12 protein-coding genes are annotated in these 18,662 nt (G+C 34.5%); 1 reads left to right on the top strand and 11 read right to left on the bottom strand.

Features of this window, described 5'->3' with window-relative positions; translation table 11 throughout:
* Window positions 1-11 precede the first annotated feature (11 nt).
* The 4 genes from ACLCDV_RS06140 to ACLCDV_RS06125 form a co-directional block, all read right to left on the bottom strand.
* Window positions 12-827: a GLPGLI family protein gene (locus ACLCDV_RS06140; protein WP_075991445.1), complete on the bottom strand. Its 816-nt coding sequence runs from the start codon at window positions 825-827 to the stop codon at window positions 12-14.
* A gap of 1,346 nt (window positions 828-2,173) precedes the next feature.
* Window positions 2,174-2,884 carry a hypothetical protein gene (locus tag ACLCDV_RS06135; protein WP_075991443.1) on the bottom strand — a complete coding sequence of 237 codons (711 nt, stop codon included), beginning with the start codon at window positions 2,882-2,884 and terminating at the stop codon, window positions 2,174-2,176.
* Between the two features lie 608 nt (window positions 2,885-3,492).
* Entirely contained in the window at window positions 3,493-4,056 is a 564-nt protein-coding gene (locus tag ACLCDV_RS06130; RefSeq protein ID WP_411973152.1) for a suppressor of fused domain protein, read from the bottom strand.
* A gap of 371 nt (window positions 4,057-4,427) precedes the next feature.
* Entirely contained in the window at window positions 4,428-6,041 is a 1,614-nt protein-coding gene (locus tag ACLCDV_RS06125; RefSeq protein WP_411973151.1) for a family 43 glycosylhydrolase, read from the bottom strand.
* A 567-nt stretch (window positions 6,042-6,608) separates the two neighbouring features.
* Here ACLCDV_RS06125 and ACLCDV_RS06120 point away from each other — a divergent pair.
* On the top strand, window positions 6,609-7,652 hold the full coding sequence (locus tag ACLCDV_RS06120; protein WP_411973150.1) for a hypothetical protein: 1,044 nt from the start codon (window positions 6,609-6,611) through the stop codon (window positions 7,650-7,652).
* A 197-nt stretch (window positions 7,653-7,849) separates the two neighbouring features.
* Here ACLCDV_RS06120 and ACLCDV_RS06115 read toward each other — a convergent pair whose 3' ends face one another.
* The 7 genes from ACLCDV_RS06115 to ACLCDV_RS06085 all read right to left on the bottom strand — a co-directional run bounded on the left by ACLCDV_RS06115 (window position 7,850) and on the right by ACLCDV_RS06085 (window position 18,662).
* Window positions 7,850-10,204 carry a TonB-dependent receptor domain-containing protein gene (locus tag ACLCDV_RS06115; RefSeq protein WP_411973149.1) on the bottom strand — a complete coding sequence of 785 codons (2,355 nt, stop codon included), beginning with the start codon at window positions 10,202-10,204 and terminating at the stop codon, window positions 7,850-7,852.
* An 89-nt stretch (window positions 10,205-10,293) separates the two neighbouring features.
* Window positions 10,294-11,001, bottom strand: coding sequence for a LytTR family DNA-binding domain-containing protein (locus tag ACLCDV_RS06110; protein ID WP_317668055.1), 708 nt, complete (start codon window positions 10,999-11,001; stop codon window positions 10,294-10,296).
* Window positions 11,002-11,003: 2 nt separating this feature from the next.
* Window positions 11,004-12,065, bottom strand: coding sequence for a sensor histidine kinase (locus ACLCDV_RS06105; RefSeq protein ID WP_411973148.1), 1,062 nt, complete (start codon window positions 12,063-12,065; stop codon window positions 11,004-11,006).
* Window positions 12,055-12,417 carry a hypothetical protein gene (locus ACLCDV_RS06100; RefSeq protein ID WP_411973147.1) on the bottom strand — a complete coding sequence of 121 codons (363 nt, stop codon included), beginning with the start codon at window positions 12,415-12,417 and terminating at the stop codon, window positions 12,055-12,057. The genes ACLCDV_RS06105 and ACLCDV_RS06100 overlap by 11 nt, the downstream gene beginning before the upstream one ends.
* Window positions 12,417-14,594 (bottom strand): peptidase domain-containing ABC transporter, encoded by a 2,178-nt coding sequence (locus tag ACLCDV_RS06095; protein WP_317668058.1) that lies wholly within the window; start codon window positions 14,592-14,594, stop codon window positions 12,417-12,419. The genes ACLCDV_RS06100 and ACLCDV_RS06095 overlap by 1 nt, the downstream gene beginning before the upstream one ends.
* A complete protein-coding gene (locus ACLCDV_RS06090; RefSeq protein ID WP_411973146.1) occupies window positions 14,584-17,559 on the bottom strand; it encodes a lantibiotic dehydratase in 2,976 nt (991 codons plus the stop codon). The genes ACLCDV_RS06095 and ACLCDV_RS06090 overlap by 11 nt, the downstream gene beginning before the upstream one ends.
* Window positions 17,556-18,662: a lanthionine synthetase LanC family protein gene (locus ACLCDV_RS06085; RefSeq protein ID WP_411973145.1), complete on the bottom strand. Its 1,107-nt coding sequence runs from the start codon at window positions 18,660-18,662 to the stop codon at window positions 17,556-17,558. Before ACLCDV_RS06085 ends, ACLCDV_RS06090 begins: the two co-directional genes overlap by 4 nt.

Raw genomic sequence — 18,662 nt, 5'->3', positions numbered from 1 at the left:
TGCACATCTCATTAATGCCGCTCGATAGGGTTATTATCTGTTTTCATTTCTGCACGGATATTTATTTTACTTTCGTCAGATAATATAGCTCCGGTCAACAGCGCATATTCAATCATATTATCCCTTAATTTTTGCCTTTCCTTATAAAAATTAGCTTTTGTTGTCTTTTGGATAATAAGGTCTGGACGTAATTGATCGAAAGTGGCCGATACACTGTTTACTTTGCTTATGGAGGCCATATCGAATGTGAAATATTTATCCTGATCTGATATGGACAACACTAAACCGGGTAGTCCACAAAATTTATACGGACCATCTGAAATCGGTATATCCATGGTAAACCACGCGATCCATTTTCGCCCGCCCCAGTCCGTCGTCGCTTTTTGACAAACAAAATGGTTAATATGAGCAGTGTCAGGGCGTATTTCCCATTGCATATCCGCCTTATTTTCCTCATAGTAGGACAACTCATTATTTCCACTAAACCCCACGCCGTTTATAGGATCGTAAGTGGAAATGACATCTCCCCGTTTTACAATTAAAAAGTTATTGGGTACTATACGACCATAACTGTAGAAAAGCATATTACTGCCATGTTCGAGTGCCAATGCTGAATCAGCTCTAAATTTTGATAGGGTCTGAAAATGACTTTCTTGCTCACCGATCGTCAATTGTGTAAAAATACTTTTCCGCGAAGCACTGGACGTACTATCGTTCTGATAAGTAAACTTATACATGATCTTCATATCGAATGCCACCGGTTTGACCTGAGCATGAACGGTAAATTGAAATATTAAAAAAAACAGTGGGTAAAATAGTATTTTCATAATTAAAAACGGATTCACTTGAAGAGGATTATAACAGTTTTGATAGGCCGTTCTTATTTGGTCCGATGTAGGGTTAACATTTAATTTAGCATACGTTACCTTAATAGGATCTAGCAAAAATGCAGAAGTATAATTTAGATCACTATTTTTACCTTTAAAAAGAGCAGATTTACCCATAAATTAAGCGTTTCGTTTGGTTAAAAAATTACAAATCATACTAACTAGCGTCACCAGAATGCACATTTACACTTCAAGTTATATATACATTACCGAATATTAAAATATTAAATCAAATCAATCGATTGCGTTATTTTAAACGGAAAATAATTTACGAAAACCCATTCCTGGCGAGCTATTTTAGTGATCTTCTTTCTTTTCGATGTTGCAATAGTCTCCATATCTTTTACGATGCATCGTTTCGATATGACAAAAGAAAAAAAGCCACATTTCCCAAAGTGGCCTTAATAGATAATTCACGAGTGGTTTGTCCATTTACGACAGGCAAACCACCAGTTATTATGCTACACTTAGATGCACTATTGTTGATGGAGAAGATAACAGGAGTATTGCTAAAAAAGTTGCTTCCAGCAAAATAGCAAAGACCTCTCCAGAAGAAGGTTATACCGACTGTGTAAATAGAGTCTAGCAGATGACATAAAAAGCTTGTGAATCAGATCCAACATGTGATACTCTTTTCGATTTGACACCTGAATGCCACACGAGTATGTTAGCAGCGGCTACATACACTTGCTTATAATTAAATTTTTGATTACTTTTAATTATAAAAAATTTTAAAAATGAAATTTTCTTTGATATTAATAGCTTTATTTTGGCTTATTAGTTATATAGTAGTGGTCGTTCAAATAGCTAAATCAAAAGGGAGAATACCTTTTTTGAGTATTATACTAATGTTTTTATTTCCTTTTTTATGGGTGTTTTTTGCACAACAACTGTCTCGTATCGAAGAAGTATCTAAGGCTAAGACAAAGAAATATATCTAATTGTTATAGCTTCTACAACCTAATAGAACATTAGGTTGTAGAAGTTTTTTAGTTCCCTCTACTTTCCCATATGTCGAATTGCCATAGAACGAGTTCTTCTGTGATGAACTACTTGATGGATCGCTTAACGTTAGCATCGATGGCATTGTACAGTAATAATCTTTTTTATAACGATCTACATTCACTGATAGGAAACCCACGCAATATTCAAATAATGTAAAATCAAAACGAAAAGGAATAGATTCTTCAAAAAAACTTTAAAATCTTCATATAACGGTTGCTCTATGAAATACGATTTTGGGAGGTAAAAGCCAAACAAGAGTAATTTTACGATTATTGCTATTGCTAAAATGGCATTGTTACCACGCGTGCTTTATATTTACCTTTTTTAATCTCAAATAAAACTGCATACCCACCAGCTCCATCGCCATTAACAGCAGTAATGTATAAAATATCATTCGAGTCATCATAGTAGCATGTTGCAAACTCGTTGTTTACATTAAATAAGTTTTCGATTTCCTTTGCTGGGATCTGAATAAATCTTCCCTTTATAGTAGCTTGAATAGAGGTGTAATGGTTTGTAGGGATTTCGCCATCTGTTCCCCAAACCTGCTGCCCTCTAAATTTGTCTACAACGCTATAGCCATCATATTGAGTCGATGAAAAATCACCTTTATTTTTTTCATAATCGAAACGATCGGAATTTATTTGCACGGTTATATCTTTTGCCATAAATTTTGCGCTGCCTTCATCAGCAAATACTATAGGGATCTGCTTATAGGATTCGATATATTTAATTCTTGAATGGTGTACATACCCAGTGAAGCTCTTGTTATGGTTGTCGGTATAATCAACAATTACCCAATCGCCGAACTTTTCATCAGGAAATGCATAAACAATTTTATCAGCAGCAATTTTTGAAACAACCGCACTATTCACTGTAGCTTGTTTCCTCACATTTACATAGCCGTCTTTGTCAATGATTTTTGCAAATTGGGCCGAGGCCAACTGGCATACTGTGAGAAAAAGTAGTACTAAAAAATATCTCTGATTCATTTGGTATAAAGTTATTACTGATAATATTTTGCCCCCGACTAATAAGATCTTGGACCATATGATCTTCCTTACGAGGACTCATATTTACGAATTTAATTGAAAGATAACAATCTCGCTACCTTTATATCACTTGTTGGTTAAAAAAAGTTTAAAATATATGCTCGGACTAGCTATTTATGCATTTATATAATGAAAATCCTTTTACCCGTTTTCTGCTGAAAAATCGCTAGGTTTAATTACTTTTTGTAGATAAATTTCATCACTAAACTATTCTAAATGTTCTTGCAGCAATCTTTATGTCGCTAGAAGTGGAAGCTGTTTTAATAGCAGGACAGTATTACCTATTATTAACTCATTCCATGAGATTTGAAATCATATTCCTCCTCCGTAATGGATTATTAATGATTTCCTGAATGAATAATCCCCAGTCCTGTTCCAAATCATTTAGATGGTCAAATGGCGCAGGATAGTTGAATTTTCAAACTCTTTGCCAGATTCTAAATCAAACAGTATATCGTTTAATTCAAAATTTCGTAGTAGTTTCATAGCTATCTATTTTTTAGAAAAATTGGTATTTTTGACTACTAAATCCCGAGATATTATTTCATTCAAACCAACGTGTCCCTGAATGGATCTAAATAATTTAATCCTCGTTCTTCAAATATTTCCTCAAGCTTTTCGGCACCATTTCCCTTTTTAAAAGCTACTTCCTCCTCGGTGATAGGCAGTAACCAATAGAAATGGACTGATTTATTGTTATCAAAGGTAAGAATTTCAAGTTTGGGTCCGTCGAGATAAGGCAGCGCAATAAGGCCATAAGAACAGGGAGAATCCATGCGCCATCCTCTTCCCCAGTTTATGGTATGCCAATGTCCCAAACTTGCGCCAAATCTATGATAATGTGCTACGACTATTAATGATTCAACTAATGTTTCATCTTGCTCACCAGAAAAAATGTGCAGTTCGAGGGCAAATTCATCATGCAAGCCAGACATACCTATAGTAGCATAAGCCCACATGTTCCGTTCGGTTGTAGGCGGAAATTCCAGCACCCTAAAGTGATCGCCTAGATCCTTATAGGGGCCTTTTGACCAAGTCAAGACGTTATATTCCTGCCCCCAATTACAGGTATAGTGTTCTAAAAGCTTTTGATGATATAAGACTGTATCCATTTTTTTTTCAATTTATCAAAAAATAATTTACTTCAATAAAACTATTTGGAAACGACTATTGTTCTTACTATACAAGACGGCTACAAGCTACCTTTCAAATGGAAGGTTCAACATAAAAATTGGCGTCGTACAGTGAAAATCCAATAGTCTTTAAAAACATTGGATGACGAAACAAAAAAGAGGAAACGATAGGAAACACAAAAATTACTGTACAAATAAACGCTAAGAGAAAGGGTCTGATGAGAATCAGGCCCTTTTGACATAAAACGGCCAATCTCACAACATAGCCTCAACAAGTAGGCGCAACATTAGGGATAAATGAAAATCCTAAAAATACCAATGCAAACAATGTTGCCAAAAGGCTAGCTTTGTTATTTAGATCGAATAAGTGTTACATCATCAATATGGCAATAAGCATTCGCCTTTCCACTAGCCATAAAACCTATTTCAACGCGCCCATTTTTTATGGATATATTCGCTAAAGTAATATTACCCCAATGCTGATCCGCTTTGCTCAGTTTCTGTTTATACGTTTTACCATTACTTAAGGCATACATATATAAATCCTCAAATCCGCTGCCACGTTTAAATTTTGCAGATAAAGTATATTTTCCATCCGCTAGTTTCACATGCTGGCTAGACTGAATAATCTGAGAGACCTTACGCTTAAAATCTATTTTATCGTTAATCTGCAAACTCTTTTCTCCAATTACCTGCTTTCTATCCTCGGCAGTATTGAAATAATTAAGCACAGGCGATAAAGAATCGCTTACAGAGAGTATATTTCCTTTAATGATCGTGGTTTGCCATCCTAATAACTGTTCCTGAACAGGCTTTACCGGACTTGGTATATGTCTTCTATCGGCCTCGAAACTCCCGTTCTTAACATAATTATTGTCACCGTTCACCTGCCATTCTCCTGTTGTTGGATGAAGACTCCATGAACTTAACGAATTAAAAATAGGCTTTTGGCCATCAAAGGAAAGGGGACACCACTGGTTATATCCTAGACCATTGCCCGCAAAATTAGCCCATCTGTCGCCACAATAGATAACCGTCTGCTTTTTGGCCCCTTTTAGCGTCACAAAAAATCCGGTTTGCGTAACATGGGCATAATCTGCCTCTGAACCTTCCATGATCAGCATTTCATTCGTTGGCGTATATGGACCATAAATATGATCTGAAACGGAGTAATAGGCAAAAGAGGAATCCCAGCCATATAAGTTGGAGGCAAATAAATAGTATTTTCCATTATATTTGAACATACAATTCCCCTCTCTTCCCTCCCCTTTAAATATCATATTACAATCCAATAGCCCTACCTTACCGTCCTTGACACCAATTTCTGAGATGTAAATCTTGTTTCTTCCTCTTCCATAGGAATACACCAGGTAAGACTTTCCGGTATCCTCATCGGTGAATACCGTTTGATCTCCGGTGTTGCTTGTGCCTATCATACCCGTCATATTGATACGCTGGTGCCATTTAAATGGGCCATTGGGACGGTCTGATAAGGTAACCAATAATTGATCATTGTGCTGGATGAACAACGCATACTTGGCTATTTCCTTGATGTATGCAACACCTAGACGTCCTGCCCAGCGCGTCTGGATAGAATTTTTATTAAGTTCATCAAGAGTCAGTACATCTCCCTGAGAGGTCCAGTTTACGAGATCCTTAGACACATAACACGTTACAGAAACAAAATTGTCGCGTTCAGGAGTAACACTGGGATCATTTCGGTATTTTTCAGATTCTTGATATTTTGCTCCATACCAAAAATATTTAGTCTGCCCATCTTCAGGATCTCTGAAAGAAAAAATACCTCCTCCTTGGCTATATATAGGCTGTCCATCTTGGGTATCCCAAAAAATATCATTTTTAATTTTCAAAAATCCTGTTGTAGGATCTGACTGGCCTTGCAACTGTGAAAATAACAGGCAAAGTATAAAAGAAAATAAGATGTGTTTAGATAAGGTGATCATAGTTTTGGTCCAATGGAAAAATCCAAGATAAAGCAATAATTCTTAAAAGCCATCATGCGCCAACCTGTACTTCCCTAATTTATTTTACACAATACCCCCCGGCTTATCGGCTTTAGACCGATGATCAAGAAAATCCGGTGAATGGAAGGTAGAGAAAGCTGCGTCTGATTCGTACCAGATTCGCCCCCTGTTCGGATCAACAACAGATAATCTACAGCTATTCACCAGACATTAACCAGTCCCTGAACAGAAAATATCTGGATAAAGACTGTACAATATTCGATCCGTATCTGTTACGATCCGAAGGTGGTACGAAGCAGGTACGAACACAACCCCTATAAAAGTTTTAAATTCATCCCCGAATAACAGATTTTCAGACGTGATAAAATCAGAATTTTATATTTTACAACATTGACAAACCTAAGCTGCTCACTGTAATATTCATACCTAACGATTCGCCAAACGCGGTTTACGATAAAACTGAAAATAATAGTTGTAGGGTAAATTCTCCAAAGAATCATGAAAATTTAGGTACTTTTAAAGATATGTTAAATCATAAAAAATAGCATGCGCAACATAACAATCTTATTTACTTTCTTAGCCGTATCAGTCTTCCAACTTATCGGTAGCTGCTTTGCTCAAACCAAGTATGTTATCTTTGATCAAGACAAACTAACCGATTCATTGAATGGCCATTTATTCTGCAAAAGAACATATGCAGAAATCGAATCTGACAGTACCGATTTTCCAGATTTGACTATTTATAATTTTCTGTTCAAAAAAAGCATCCTTACTGATGATTCAAATCAAAAAGTATTTCAGAATTTTATAAGCTTTGAGCGTGATGGAAAAAATTTGCCCGTTGATATCTTAGTTACAATAACGCCGCTGACAAGAACTAAATTTGAGTTAAAAAACATCTCGAAAGCCGTTGCTAACAGGGAGATTAACGTAATTTCTTTGGATAGCCTGTTGCGAACCTCAGCAAAAGATATATTTTATGCCAGGTATGCACCTTTAGGTGTTTTTTCAGACACGCCATCACTCAATTTGAAAAGGACCGATTATAAAATCGTGGTAAAACGAAAAAATGAATATTTTCTAGTCGACAACGAGACCTTAACGGAGTCCTATTTTATTGGTCATGGTTATATGGAGCCTTATAGAACCAATGCAGCAGGAATATATCCGCAGAGTAAGAATTTTTCAAAACAAAATTATCTCGCCCCTGAAAAGTCAAATATGCTAAAAGGGGGAATAATAAAAGATACTACCATAAATTTAAATAATCAGGGCCGAACGATAGTAATCGATAGATTTTGGACAAATGAACCATACATTCCTTTTACAAAAAGTGCAGGTTTAAATAAAGGTAACGATTGGTATGCAGTAGAAGGAATTGGAGATTTTGAGTTCTATTGGGACAATGGTATAGTAAACGGTAATTTTTTGGACTATTTCAAAAAAGCCAAATTAAACTATATGCCCGATAAACAGCTCAATAGAAAACTGAACCTTTGGTATAAAACAAAGAAAATAAATGGAATACCACTCAAAGATTTTTTTAAGAACAAAGGTTTGGACAACACAAATTTGAAATCGATAATATAGCTAGCAATACCCATTATTTCATTGACGTTACACCTTGGAAATTCAATTGTACTTTAAAACATTGCATAACGGAATATAAAAGTGGAAACGTAAAAAAGCCACATCTCACGACGTGGCTTTAAAATATACAAATTACAGGCTCCTTTTGACGAAATCAAAAGAGAATCACATAGTAATTTTCCTTGATGCGCTTACCTTTACATTCCGAGTCTTTCTTTTAACGTTTTGTTCCCATCGTTTTCTAAACTTTTACTTTTTGACTTAGCCCCCGCAGAAAAATTGTATTTAAAACTAAGGGTAACTTTTCTCGTATCTCTTTTGAGATAACTCTGAGATATCGCTGGCAGGTCTTCTGTCTTTACTTTTACATTAGCATCATAGAAAAGGTCTGACACAGATAATTTAATAAATGCCTTTTTGCCAAAAAGAGATTTTCGAACCCCCAAAGTCGTGTTTGAAAAAGCACCTATGGTATAAAGTCCATCCAAGAAAGCAGTACTTCCAAAAAATACAGCCTCAACATTCCACCCTTTAGCTACCGCAAAACTATTATAGAAACTTAAATTCCCATAATACTTCGACTTACTTTTGATTTCCCCGCTCTGCAGTCCAGGGTAATTGAACTTTAGATGATTACCTTCTAAATAGAGATTGGAATTCCAAAATTTCACAAAATTGAAAGAACGAGAGAGACTCAATGTCCATTGATATTTATTATAGAAATTGTCTGTGGTAAGGGTATATTTATAGGTTTCAGGATTATATAGATAATAATCGTTCAAACTATTATTTGTAATGATATAGTTTAATGTAAGATTAGTTTCCTTTATACTGGCATTTATAAAAAGCTCATGATTAACTTCCGGAATTAATTTTGAATTTCCACGACTAACCGTATAATTGTCTATGATAAATTCATATGGTATCAATTTGGCGTATGAAGGTCTATTTATATTTCTTGCATAACCCGCAGAGAAAGTATAACTTTCATTGAGCAAATAATCAAATCTTACTTTAGGTAAAAGATGGAAGTAGTTTCTTTTGAGTTCCTGCTGAAGAGAAAGCTGATAGTCTGTATTTTCACCCCTTAATCCTAAACTAAGATTGACCTTGTCTGAAAATTTATATTCACCAGAAAGATAAAGGGCAAAAATGGATTCATTAAAACGACTTTCCAAGCTATCAGTTTTACTTACCTGATTAAACAACTGTGTATTATCACTCTGCGTGTGAACATATTTGGTTCCGACACTATACTTAAGTTTTTTATAGTTCTTGTCAAAATCTATGGCAAATGTCTTTGCATTAAACTTGGAATATGTATTATTAAAGGTATATTGAGTCTCGCCTTCGATAATTTCTTTCAGTTTTTGATTTTTTTCATTTTCATATATTAAGACATCTCCAGAAAACTGAATCCGTGAATCCAAGGTATCTAGCGTTCGACTATAATTGGTACCAAACGTATAATTGTTGATATCATATCTGATATCATTTTTGCTATCTATTTTTGACAAATTACCATTTTCGCTTTTAGTAATGAAAACATTCCCTAGACCATCGTATTTATTGTAATTTCTTCTAAAAGTAAGCGCCAATTTATCATTATCAGTTGGCTGATATCCCATACCAGCTGAATATGATCCGGAATTATAGTTATTATCTGAAAAGTCTATATCTTGATTTAACACTCCGATTTCTTTCGAATCCTTTATAAGTGATCTATTTTGATAACCTTTTTCGATCATTTTTTTGGTATTATGATTTGCATCGGCTTCAAAATAAATTTTCCCAAGATTTATACTGGCCGTTAAACCACCACTTCCCCCAGCTTTTATACCTTTAAATAAACTTCCTTCTATTGAACCAATAATACCTTTCGTTTTTTTCTTTTTGGTATAGATTTCAATAACAGCCGAAGTATTTCCATCATATTTAGATGAAGGTGCCGTGATAATTTCTATTCGCTCAATTTTGTCACCTGACAACGTAGACAATACCATTTGCAAAGAAGTTTCTGGTATACGTTGCTTATCAAGAAAAACAGCGATATTGGTTTTACCTTGAACTTTAATTTGATTATTGGCAACCTGTACATAGGGGCTCATGCCTAATATAGCCATAACATCATTGCCCTGAGCTATATCAGCCCCGTCCAGATTCAGTACCACACGATCCGTTTTATAATTTAATAATTTTTTTGTCCCAGTCACCTGGACCTCATCAAGGATGAGCTCATTTTTAACTAGAAAAGTCGTGTCAACTTTAGAGGAGATGTTGGGAATAACAATTTCACGCACAGAACTTTTGTACCCGATCGCAGTTAGTATCATTTTATACCCTCCAGCATGAATATCTTTGAGCACAAATGAACCATCACGAGCAGACATCAACACTTTACTTGACTGATCGTCGACAGGGCCGATAATCTTTATAGATACCCCTTCTAAACCTTGTAATGATTGTTGATCTACAATAGTACCAGAATATAGGTTTTGGCTTTTAGCATGTAGTGATATAAAGAAAATAGTTAGCAGCAACAGTGTCCTCATTGTTATACGTGTTAATTTCAACAAAAAAAAGACTTGAAATTTAAATCAAGTCTTTTTTTACACCAAACCCTATTTTTGGAGGACGAATACTAAATTTCGAGAACTTTCATCAGGTGTTCTTTATAGGATTCCCCGATAGGGAACAGGCGATCTGATCCTTCCAATTTCAGATGCCCGCCATTGAATGTTGCTATCTTTGAGATTGAAACAATAAAGGAACGATGAATTCTGATAAAACCTGAATTCATTAAAGTAAGCTCGAGATCTTTCATATTCATTAATGTTGTCAATTTGTTATTCAAAAAGGATATTGACACATAATTTTTTAATCCCTCTATATAAAGCACCTCATTGAGCTTTACTTTTAGATACTTGCCCTTCTGATCGCCTTTGACAAACAAAAAGTCCTTAACGAGTTTTGGCGTACTTGTACTGCCGACATTATTCCTTCTATTGAATTTACCCACAGCAGTCATAAATCTTTCAAAGGTAACCGGCTTCAGCAAGTAATCCACGATATCATTTTCAAATCCTTGAACCGCATACTCTTCAAATGCAGTGACCATAATAAATTTATGCTGTCCATTCTTTATCCTGACAAACTCGAGCCCCGAGAGCTCCTCCATATTGATATCTATAAAGACCAAATCTATATCTTCATTTTTATCCAGATATTCCAGAGCCTGCAAAGGATTATTAAAGGTTTTCTTCAGTTCAAGATGGGCCGTCTTATTGACATAACCAGCTAGTAATTCAACAATATGATGTTCATCATCAATTATAATACAAGTATTCATTATCAAATCCTTAATAATACTTCAAAAATATACCTGTCCCCCTCTACATAATTTTTATGCTCAAACCTGTCTTTGTAATATATAGTAAGTCTTCGAATTGTATTCTTTAATCCTATTCCCGAACTTTCATTATATTTTCTAGGTGTAACCGGAACATGGTTAATGCAAGTGAAATATAAATAATTTTCTTCTATTTTAAAAGATATAGCAATAGGTTTGTTTGGATCATGCAGTATACCATACTTAAAAGCATTTTCTATTACAGTAATGAAAATTAAAGGAATAACTTCAACATCTTTTAATAATGGGTCATAACTCAATTTTACATAAATCTGGTTGTTGAATCTGATTTTATAAATTTTAATTAAATTTTCGATATGTTCAAGTTCCTTTGATAACCGTACATAATGATTTTCCCCTTCAGTTGTTGATAACGAATAACGCATGATATTAGAAAGCAAATAAATTGCCTCAGCAAGCTCAGGCGAGTTGTTGACCGATTTACCATATAGGAAGCTTAACGTATTATAAAGAAAATGTGGATTAATTTGGGCTTTAAGAAAATCCAGTTCCATCCTTGCCGTTAGAATCTCTTTACTCTGCTTTTCAATGAGAATTTCACTTTTTTCTTTTTCTACTTTTTGTAGTATGCTGGCACTTCTTTTAATAGTCCAGTACCCAAATGAGACGAGATATAACTGAAAATACAGATATCCTGATTCGATAATAAATAGTTTTAATTGAAATCCCTGTTTTATACCATATAAAAAATTAATAAAAGGGATTTTAATTAGATAACGCAAGATGAGATATAACGCTAAACAGGCAATAGATAGATAAACAGTTTTGAATAAATTTACTTTACAATATTTAAGTACATAAGCAGAATTTATATAGAAAAACAATGCCAGCAGTACATGAGATAGAAAAAAATCAATAAAATAAAAATCACTCGCAAGAATATATAATAACACTAATTTCAATAAAAAATATAAAGTCCAAAGAATAAGTTGGACTTTGATCGGTTCAAATTGTTTTTTCATTAGAAATTTATCAATACTCATCAAATATAATCGTTTTTTTATTTGAGAATTGAGTAAGATTGTTGTTTTGCGGAATTATGCATAGGACACTATCATTAAGCTGCAGAATTTTCACGGGGTATCCTTTGATGTGGGCACGATCGGGGAGTCGGCTCTCTGATATATTCTTCCCATTTGCATGACTGATAATTATAAATCCAAATTCCCGATTAACATATTCAATTTTGAACCTATCCATTTTGGATACGCTATCCTTTCTATTATATAGCATGCCGTACACCAGACCACTCATAACAAATACGACAATAAGTACGATAATTAAAGGAACTAAGGGGACCCTACCTAGACTTTTATCTAATTCTTTTTTTTCCATTATGCACCTAGTTCTAATTGATTTTTTACTAATTGAAAATATTCAGTCTTTTGTTTTGTAAGTTCCTGGTGGGTGCCAGTTTCTACGATCTGGCCGTCCTTCATCACAATAATCTGATCAGCGTTTTTTACTGTACTTAACCTATGTGCAATAACAAGAACTGTCTTCCCTTCGAAATAATTATCCAAGTTTTCGGTGATCTTTTTCTCATTATTAGCATCAAGAGCACTTGTTGCCTCATCAAAAAAAAGATAGTCCGGGTTTTTATAAACAGCTCTCGCAATTAGAATACGCTGTTTCTGTCCTGTGCTGATCCCGATTCCATTTGTCCCCAATATTGTCTCGTACCCCATTGGTAATGAATGGATAAAATCATGGATATTAGCAATTTTCACAGCATCTTCCAATCTTTGGTAATCTATCTCCGCTTCATGGACCACGATATTATTTCTAATGCTATCTGTAAAAATAAACCCTTCCTGCATCACAGTTCCACATATTTTCCGCCATGAATGATTTGAAATAGAATTGATATTTAGGTCTTCAATCATGATTGTGCCCATCGTGGGCTTATAGAATTTCAACAGCAGTTTTAACAGCGTTGTTTTCCCACTCCCACTGGTACCAACGATCGCAGTAATCTTATTTGAAGGTATGGTTAGATTTATCTTATTCAATACGTTTTTTTTGCCATCATAAGAGAATGAGACATCTTTAAGGATGATATCATTCGCTTTTGCTATGTCGACATTATCGGATTCCAATTGGCTTTCATCCTCGTAATGATGTATATCATTAATCCTATCCATACTCATTTTCGCTTCCTGATACGTTTGGATAAACTCTACGATCTGTACAACCGCCCCATTTAATTGACCTATAATAAAAGAAATTGAAAGCATCATTCCCAAGGTCAATTCCTGATTCAAAACCAATCGGGCAGCCATAAACGTAATAAAGATATTTTTAAGCTCATTGATCAGGGCGGCGCCGGTAATCTGATGCTGTTTGAGCTCTATGCTAGTCAAATTAATTTTGAATAATTCAACCTGCAATTTCTGCCACTGAGAAATCTTGCAGTTTTCGGCATTGTGAAGCTTAATTTCCTGCATTCCATAAATCAGCTCAATATTTTTATCCTGATTTGTTGATAGCTGGTTAAATCTTTTATAATCTATTAATGCGCGTTTTTTAATAAAAAGACTGATCCATGAAAAATGCAAGATGCTTCCAACAAGAAAAATTAGAAATATAAAAGGATTATAGTAAAACAGAACTCCTCCAAAAATAAAAAAGGCTAAAAATGTAAATACAATATTTAGTAATCCACTCGTAATAAAACTATCAACCCTTTGATGATCCAATATTCGTTGAAGAATATCACCCGCTAATTTCGAATCGAAAAACTTGAGCGGTAATTTCGTCAATTTGTAAAAAAAGGCCGAAATAAGATTTAGATTGACTCGTGTACTGAGATGAATAAGTACCCTGGTTCGTATGACTTCAATGAGGGTCTTGCCGAAGAATAGAAAAATCTGTCCCAGAAGCATCAAGTAAATAAAAGAAAAAGACTTCCCAATGATCCCAATATCGATTATTTTTTGATTGATAAAAGGCAAGGTCATTTGCATCAAACTTGTAAGTACCAGCGCCAAAATCAATACAAATATTGTTTTCTTATACTGAAAAAGGGTATCAAATACATGGTCGAAACTTACAGAACTTCTGGTTTCAATCCCTTCGATAAAATCTTTAAAGTTCTCATTCGGTTCTAATAAGAGTAAGATTCCTTCGCCTTCATCGCTGAAATATCTTTTAAATTCGGCATGTTTATACCTGATCAGGCCCGCTGCAGGATCTGATATATACATATATTTTGAAGTGATCTTATATAGCACGACAAAATGCTTTTGTTGCCAATATATAATACAGGGTCCTAAATCTTCTGTTATTAGATCCTGGAAGCTGATTTTAATGGCATCAGACTCAAAACCGATTTTAATGGCAGCATTCCTTAATCCACCGATTGTACTCCCCATACGATTGGTCCCGGAGACATCTCTCAAGTAATTGATGTCCATCTTCTTTCCATAGAAACAAGCGATGATTTTTAGACATGTTGGACCACAATCCATCACATCTTTCTGAATAAAATGGGGGAACTGCCTAAACAACATAATTATTTATTTTTATTAAGGATGTATAGCCTTTTTTCAACAAATAGTAAATCATATATTCTTTAGTCCTATCGAACTTAGCAAGATACCTGTTTACCGTCATATGAATAATCGAACGCATTAAGTTTTCAAATACAGTAGGAGCATTACTTTCTTTTAGCATCCTGGAATGGATGGAAAACATCCTGTCTTCCTCCGAATTTAAGTGTAATGAACGAATTAGATCCTTACCTAAGTCCCTAAAGATCAAATCCCCATTAACACGATTTTCCTTTTTACCAAAATATCCAATGTCATGTATCAACCGCTCAAAAAATTCAAATTTTTCTTCCCAAGCATAAGCAAAAGAATCCATAATGGTGTTAACACGAATAGCGACGGCTTTTAGCTCATCATTTAATTCATCACTGTAATCTTTATTCTTATGATCTAAAAAATGAAGACTGTCTTCATAAAAGATATTCTCTATTGATTCGATATTGTGCTCACCATACCTTTCTATTTCACGGTCATATTCTTCGATAGACAGGCGCAGAATTTCTTCACTGGAAAGTTTCTCAGCAATCATGTAACGACATTTCCATGCTTCATCTAAGCTTTTTAGGCAAATTCGTAACCTGATATGGGTATCTGAATCTTCATATTTAATGAAGAAGAATTTCTCTAACATTCCGTTTTTTCGTAGTTCAGAGATGATAGGCTTCACTATTTTCACCAAATAAGTATCAAAATTACTTTCAGACATGTAAATTTTATAATATAGCCACTCCGAACTTAGCTCAAACTTTCTTTTTACATTTCCGTTTTCACTGAACCTTTCGTTTCTTGGTATTTTTCTAATCTTTGAATTTTCAACTTTCAGTACATATTGATTTGATGCAGGGACGAGTATTCCATTATTTGATTGAGAAATTACATTCAGTTCAGGCAACAGATGCTCCCTTAGTATTACTTTTTCCATTTTCTTTATCGATTCTTTAAGGATCGCAATGGAAATTTCATTATTTAAGTCAATAACAAGGTCATTGTCATTCTCTTTCAATTCGATGAACCGGGGCAATAGGTATTTCTCCCGTAGGAAATGGACATCCTGATCGTTTGACAATCCCAAAATCTCCCGAGTAGATAAATTCCAGGTAGCTGGGAAAATAATTACATTTTTTAAAACCACCCTCGGAAGAAACTCGAAGTTCTTTGAAAATTTCCCCCAGTAGAAGTATGCTCCCAAATTATTGTGTTGCGTCTGTACATCAACTAGAAATTCATATAATTTAAGTGTATTATAACTGGTGTTGTGGGCAGAAATAATTTTAGGACTTAGAAATCGACCTATTTTTTTACTCCTTAAATAAACAAAATCATCAATAACAGAAACCATAATATCATCTAATGGAATCGTATGCTCCGGGTTCTTATAGGAGTTTGATAAAAATGGAATCTCATAATCCAAGGAAAAATCTCTATTTAAAATGTTAGCGACCCGATTGTCAGGAAGATGTGAAAGATCGCAAAACAGTAGGTCAGGATTTCTCTCTTTTTCATAATCTGCAATATTTTTAAGTTCCTCTTTGAATTGACTTCCTAAATGCGAAAACCGTCCTAGGATGTTCCCTGAACTCATCCCTCCAAAACTCTCAATAAGAAGATCTTTACCGTCATGGTTTAATGTCTTAACTACTAAAGTTGAGGTAGATGGATATGCATACTTATGAAGTGGAAAATCGTTGATATCACTTTCCTTTAGCGCTATTTCATACGTGTTATTTATATGAGCATCAACTAACTTTTTTAATAGAAAATCTTCGATCAAACATTCTGTTTCATCGGAAATGCTATTTTCAAAATGATATCCAATTCCGAGTTCTGGGTCCAACACTTCCAATAGAGGCACCTCTCTTGTTTCAAATTTTTGGAAAAACTTTCTGGCAAATAATTGCATTTTTCCCCGATAGATAGGCTTAGATAATCGACAGAAAAGAGGTAGAATCTTTTCTATTTCTTCGATAGTCTTTGCGGCCAATCCACCGGATTCCAACTCACGGTAGCTATCGACCTGAAACAATTTCTTTTTGGTCAGATCAAGTCCAAGTTCGATAAGAATTGTTTCTACTTCCTTATATTTTGAAATATTATCCGGTCTGTTTTCACGATCTATATCTTCTATTATCCGAATGATTCGGGTCAGAGAGGAATTAATAATCGTTAATGTGGATTTTAATGCCTCCTTCTTGCTGAGGATGTCTAGCAGATCGTACAGAAAATTTCCTCCAATTATTCTTGGCTCAAGTTCACTTACAATAATTTGTGAAGAAATTAGACTATTTATATATTCATCAGTTTCCTCGACTGAAAACCCAAAATTTTGGATAGTTGCCCTAATTTCAACATAGTCAACAAAAGTATTTTTACAAAGATTATATACCGCTTTCAGATATTCGTCGAGTTCGACAGATGAAATATTAAATTTCTTCCTAAACCCAGCTATCTTTCCTTCATAGTATCGTAAACTACCTCTTAATATATAAGATGTCGAATTTAAAGTGAACCTTAGATTTTCTCTGACGCCATCCTTCGATAATATCAGTTCTTTTAGTTCACAAAGAACATCCATATCCAGTCTCGTTTTCTGTTTTAACTCGCCTAAAACTATTTTTTCTGATTCATTTGGCAAATTTGGCCCTAACGTTACCGAAGAGAATTTTCCGAATGGCGTTGATCTGGTGGATGCCCTAAGTATATATTTAGCTAATTTTTGTACTAATCTTTTATTTCGCTTAATAGCTTCAGGGTCAAACTCTAGTTTTTCTAGCTCGCTATATAGATCTGCAGAGGCTAGATAAAGGCTTTCAAGAAACTGTCTGTCATTTATGAATGTAGATAAATCATCTTCGGTTAATGAATTGATGTATGTAAAAGAAGGAGTTCTGACTAACAGGCTATCTTTTTGTACTTGATAATCTTTCATAAAAAAAATAATTTTAAAAAATCATTATGGGGTTCTCTCTCTATCATAGCTAAAGTAAGACAAACGCCTGTGCCCCCATTGAGAAGAGATTTTTGATTCAGTTCTGCATTGTTGTTGCTACCTAAAAAATCTTCCACTGGAATGCTATAAGATTGCCCCAGACTAACTGTATGAATATTTGAATTGACGTTCTTCAGGGCTTGACGGAGAAGGAATTTGGACGATAAACCATGACATAGGAAAATATCTTTTTGGTCCTTAACCAGTGGTCTTTCTGCAATTGATTGAATCGTATTTTTCAAATTCGGATAAATAGGGTTTAGAGCTGTCAAGGTTGAACATTTTAAAACAAAATTCACGATGCCAAGGTCCCCATAACACCAGCCACTGATTGCTGAATAAGCATAGCTTCCTGTTTCCATATCATACTTTATTGGAAAAATATTTGCCCCCTCCTCTGCAAGATTTAATGGCTGATCCTCAAAAACCTTTAAAATATTAACTAAACTAGTAGTAATCAAGTCGGTTAATACCCCTTTTTCTAGTAAATTGAATAAAATATTACCCAAACCGGCATATCCGTGAGCAATACCAAAATCAACCGTATGCTTGCCTATCAATGGATTTACAATGAAATCATTTGTTTCTTGCTTTTTGGTTCTTTCGTTTAATTCAATCAATACGCTTTCGAGCACTTTGGTATCTACCGGACCCACAGAAAAAGCTGCAAGGATTCCTCCTGCACCATATAAATTATCCCAAATATTTTTATTTACTAAATATAACAGCTCTTCGCCCAGTGCATCATTTGCATCGTCAAAATCAGGAAATTGAAGAAATGAGAGTTCTTTTTTACTTGACAAATACCCATAAATTGCATATACTCCAGCCAGACCATCTATATAATTCAGAACTAAGGGATTTTTTTCTTGTATACTGTCGATCAGAGAGTTGTTCAGAGAAATTAGATCTTCCTTTTTGATAAAAGAATAACTTTTCAAGTATAGAATACAGCATAATAGAAAGTATCCTCCTTCGCCATCCAGTCCAATATTTTCTGATTGCCTTCTATCTAATCCTCTAAACAATTTCTCTAACAACAT

Source organism: Sphingobacterium sp. Lzh-3 (genome assembly GCF_046764375.1).
Taxonomy (GTDB): Bacteria; Bacteroidota; Bacteroidia; order Sphingobacteriales; family Sphingobacteriaceae; genus Sphingobacterium.
This window is presented reverse-complemented; position numbering and strand designations above follow the sequence as displayed.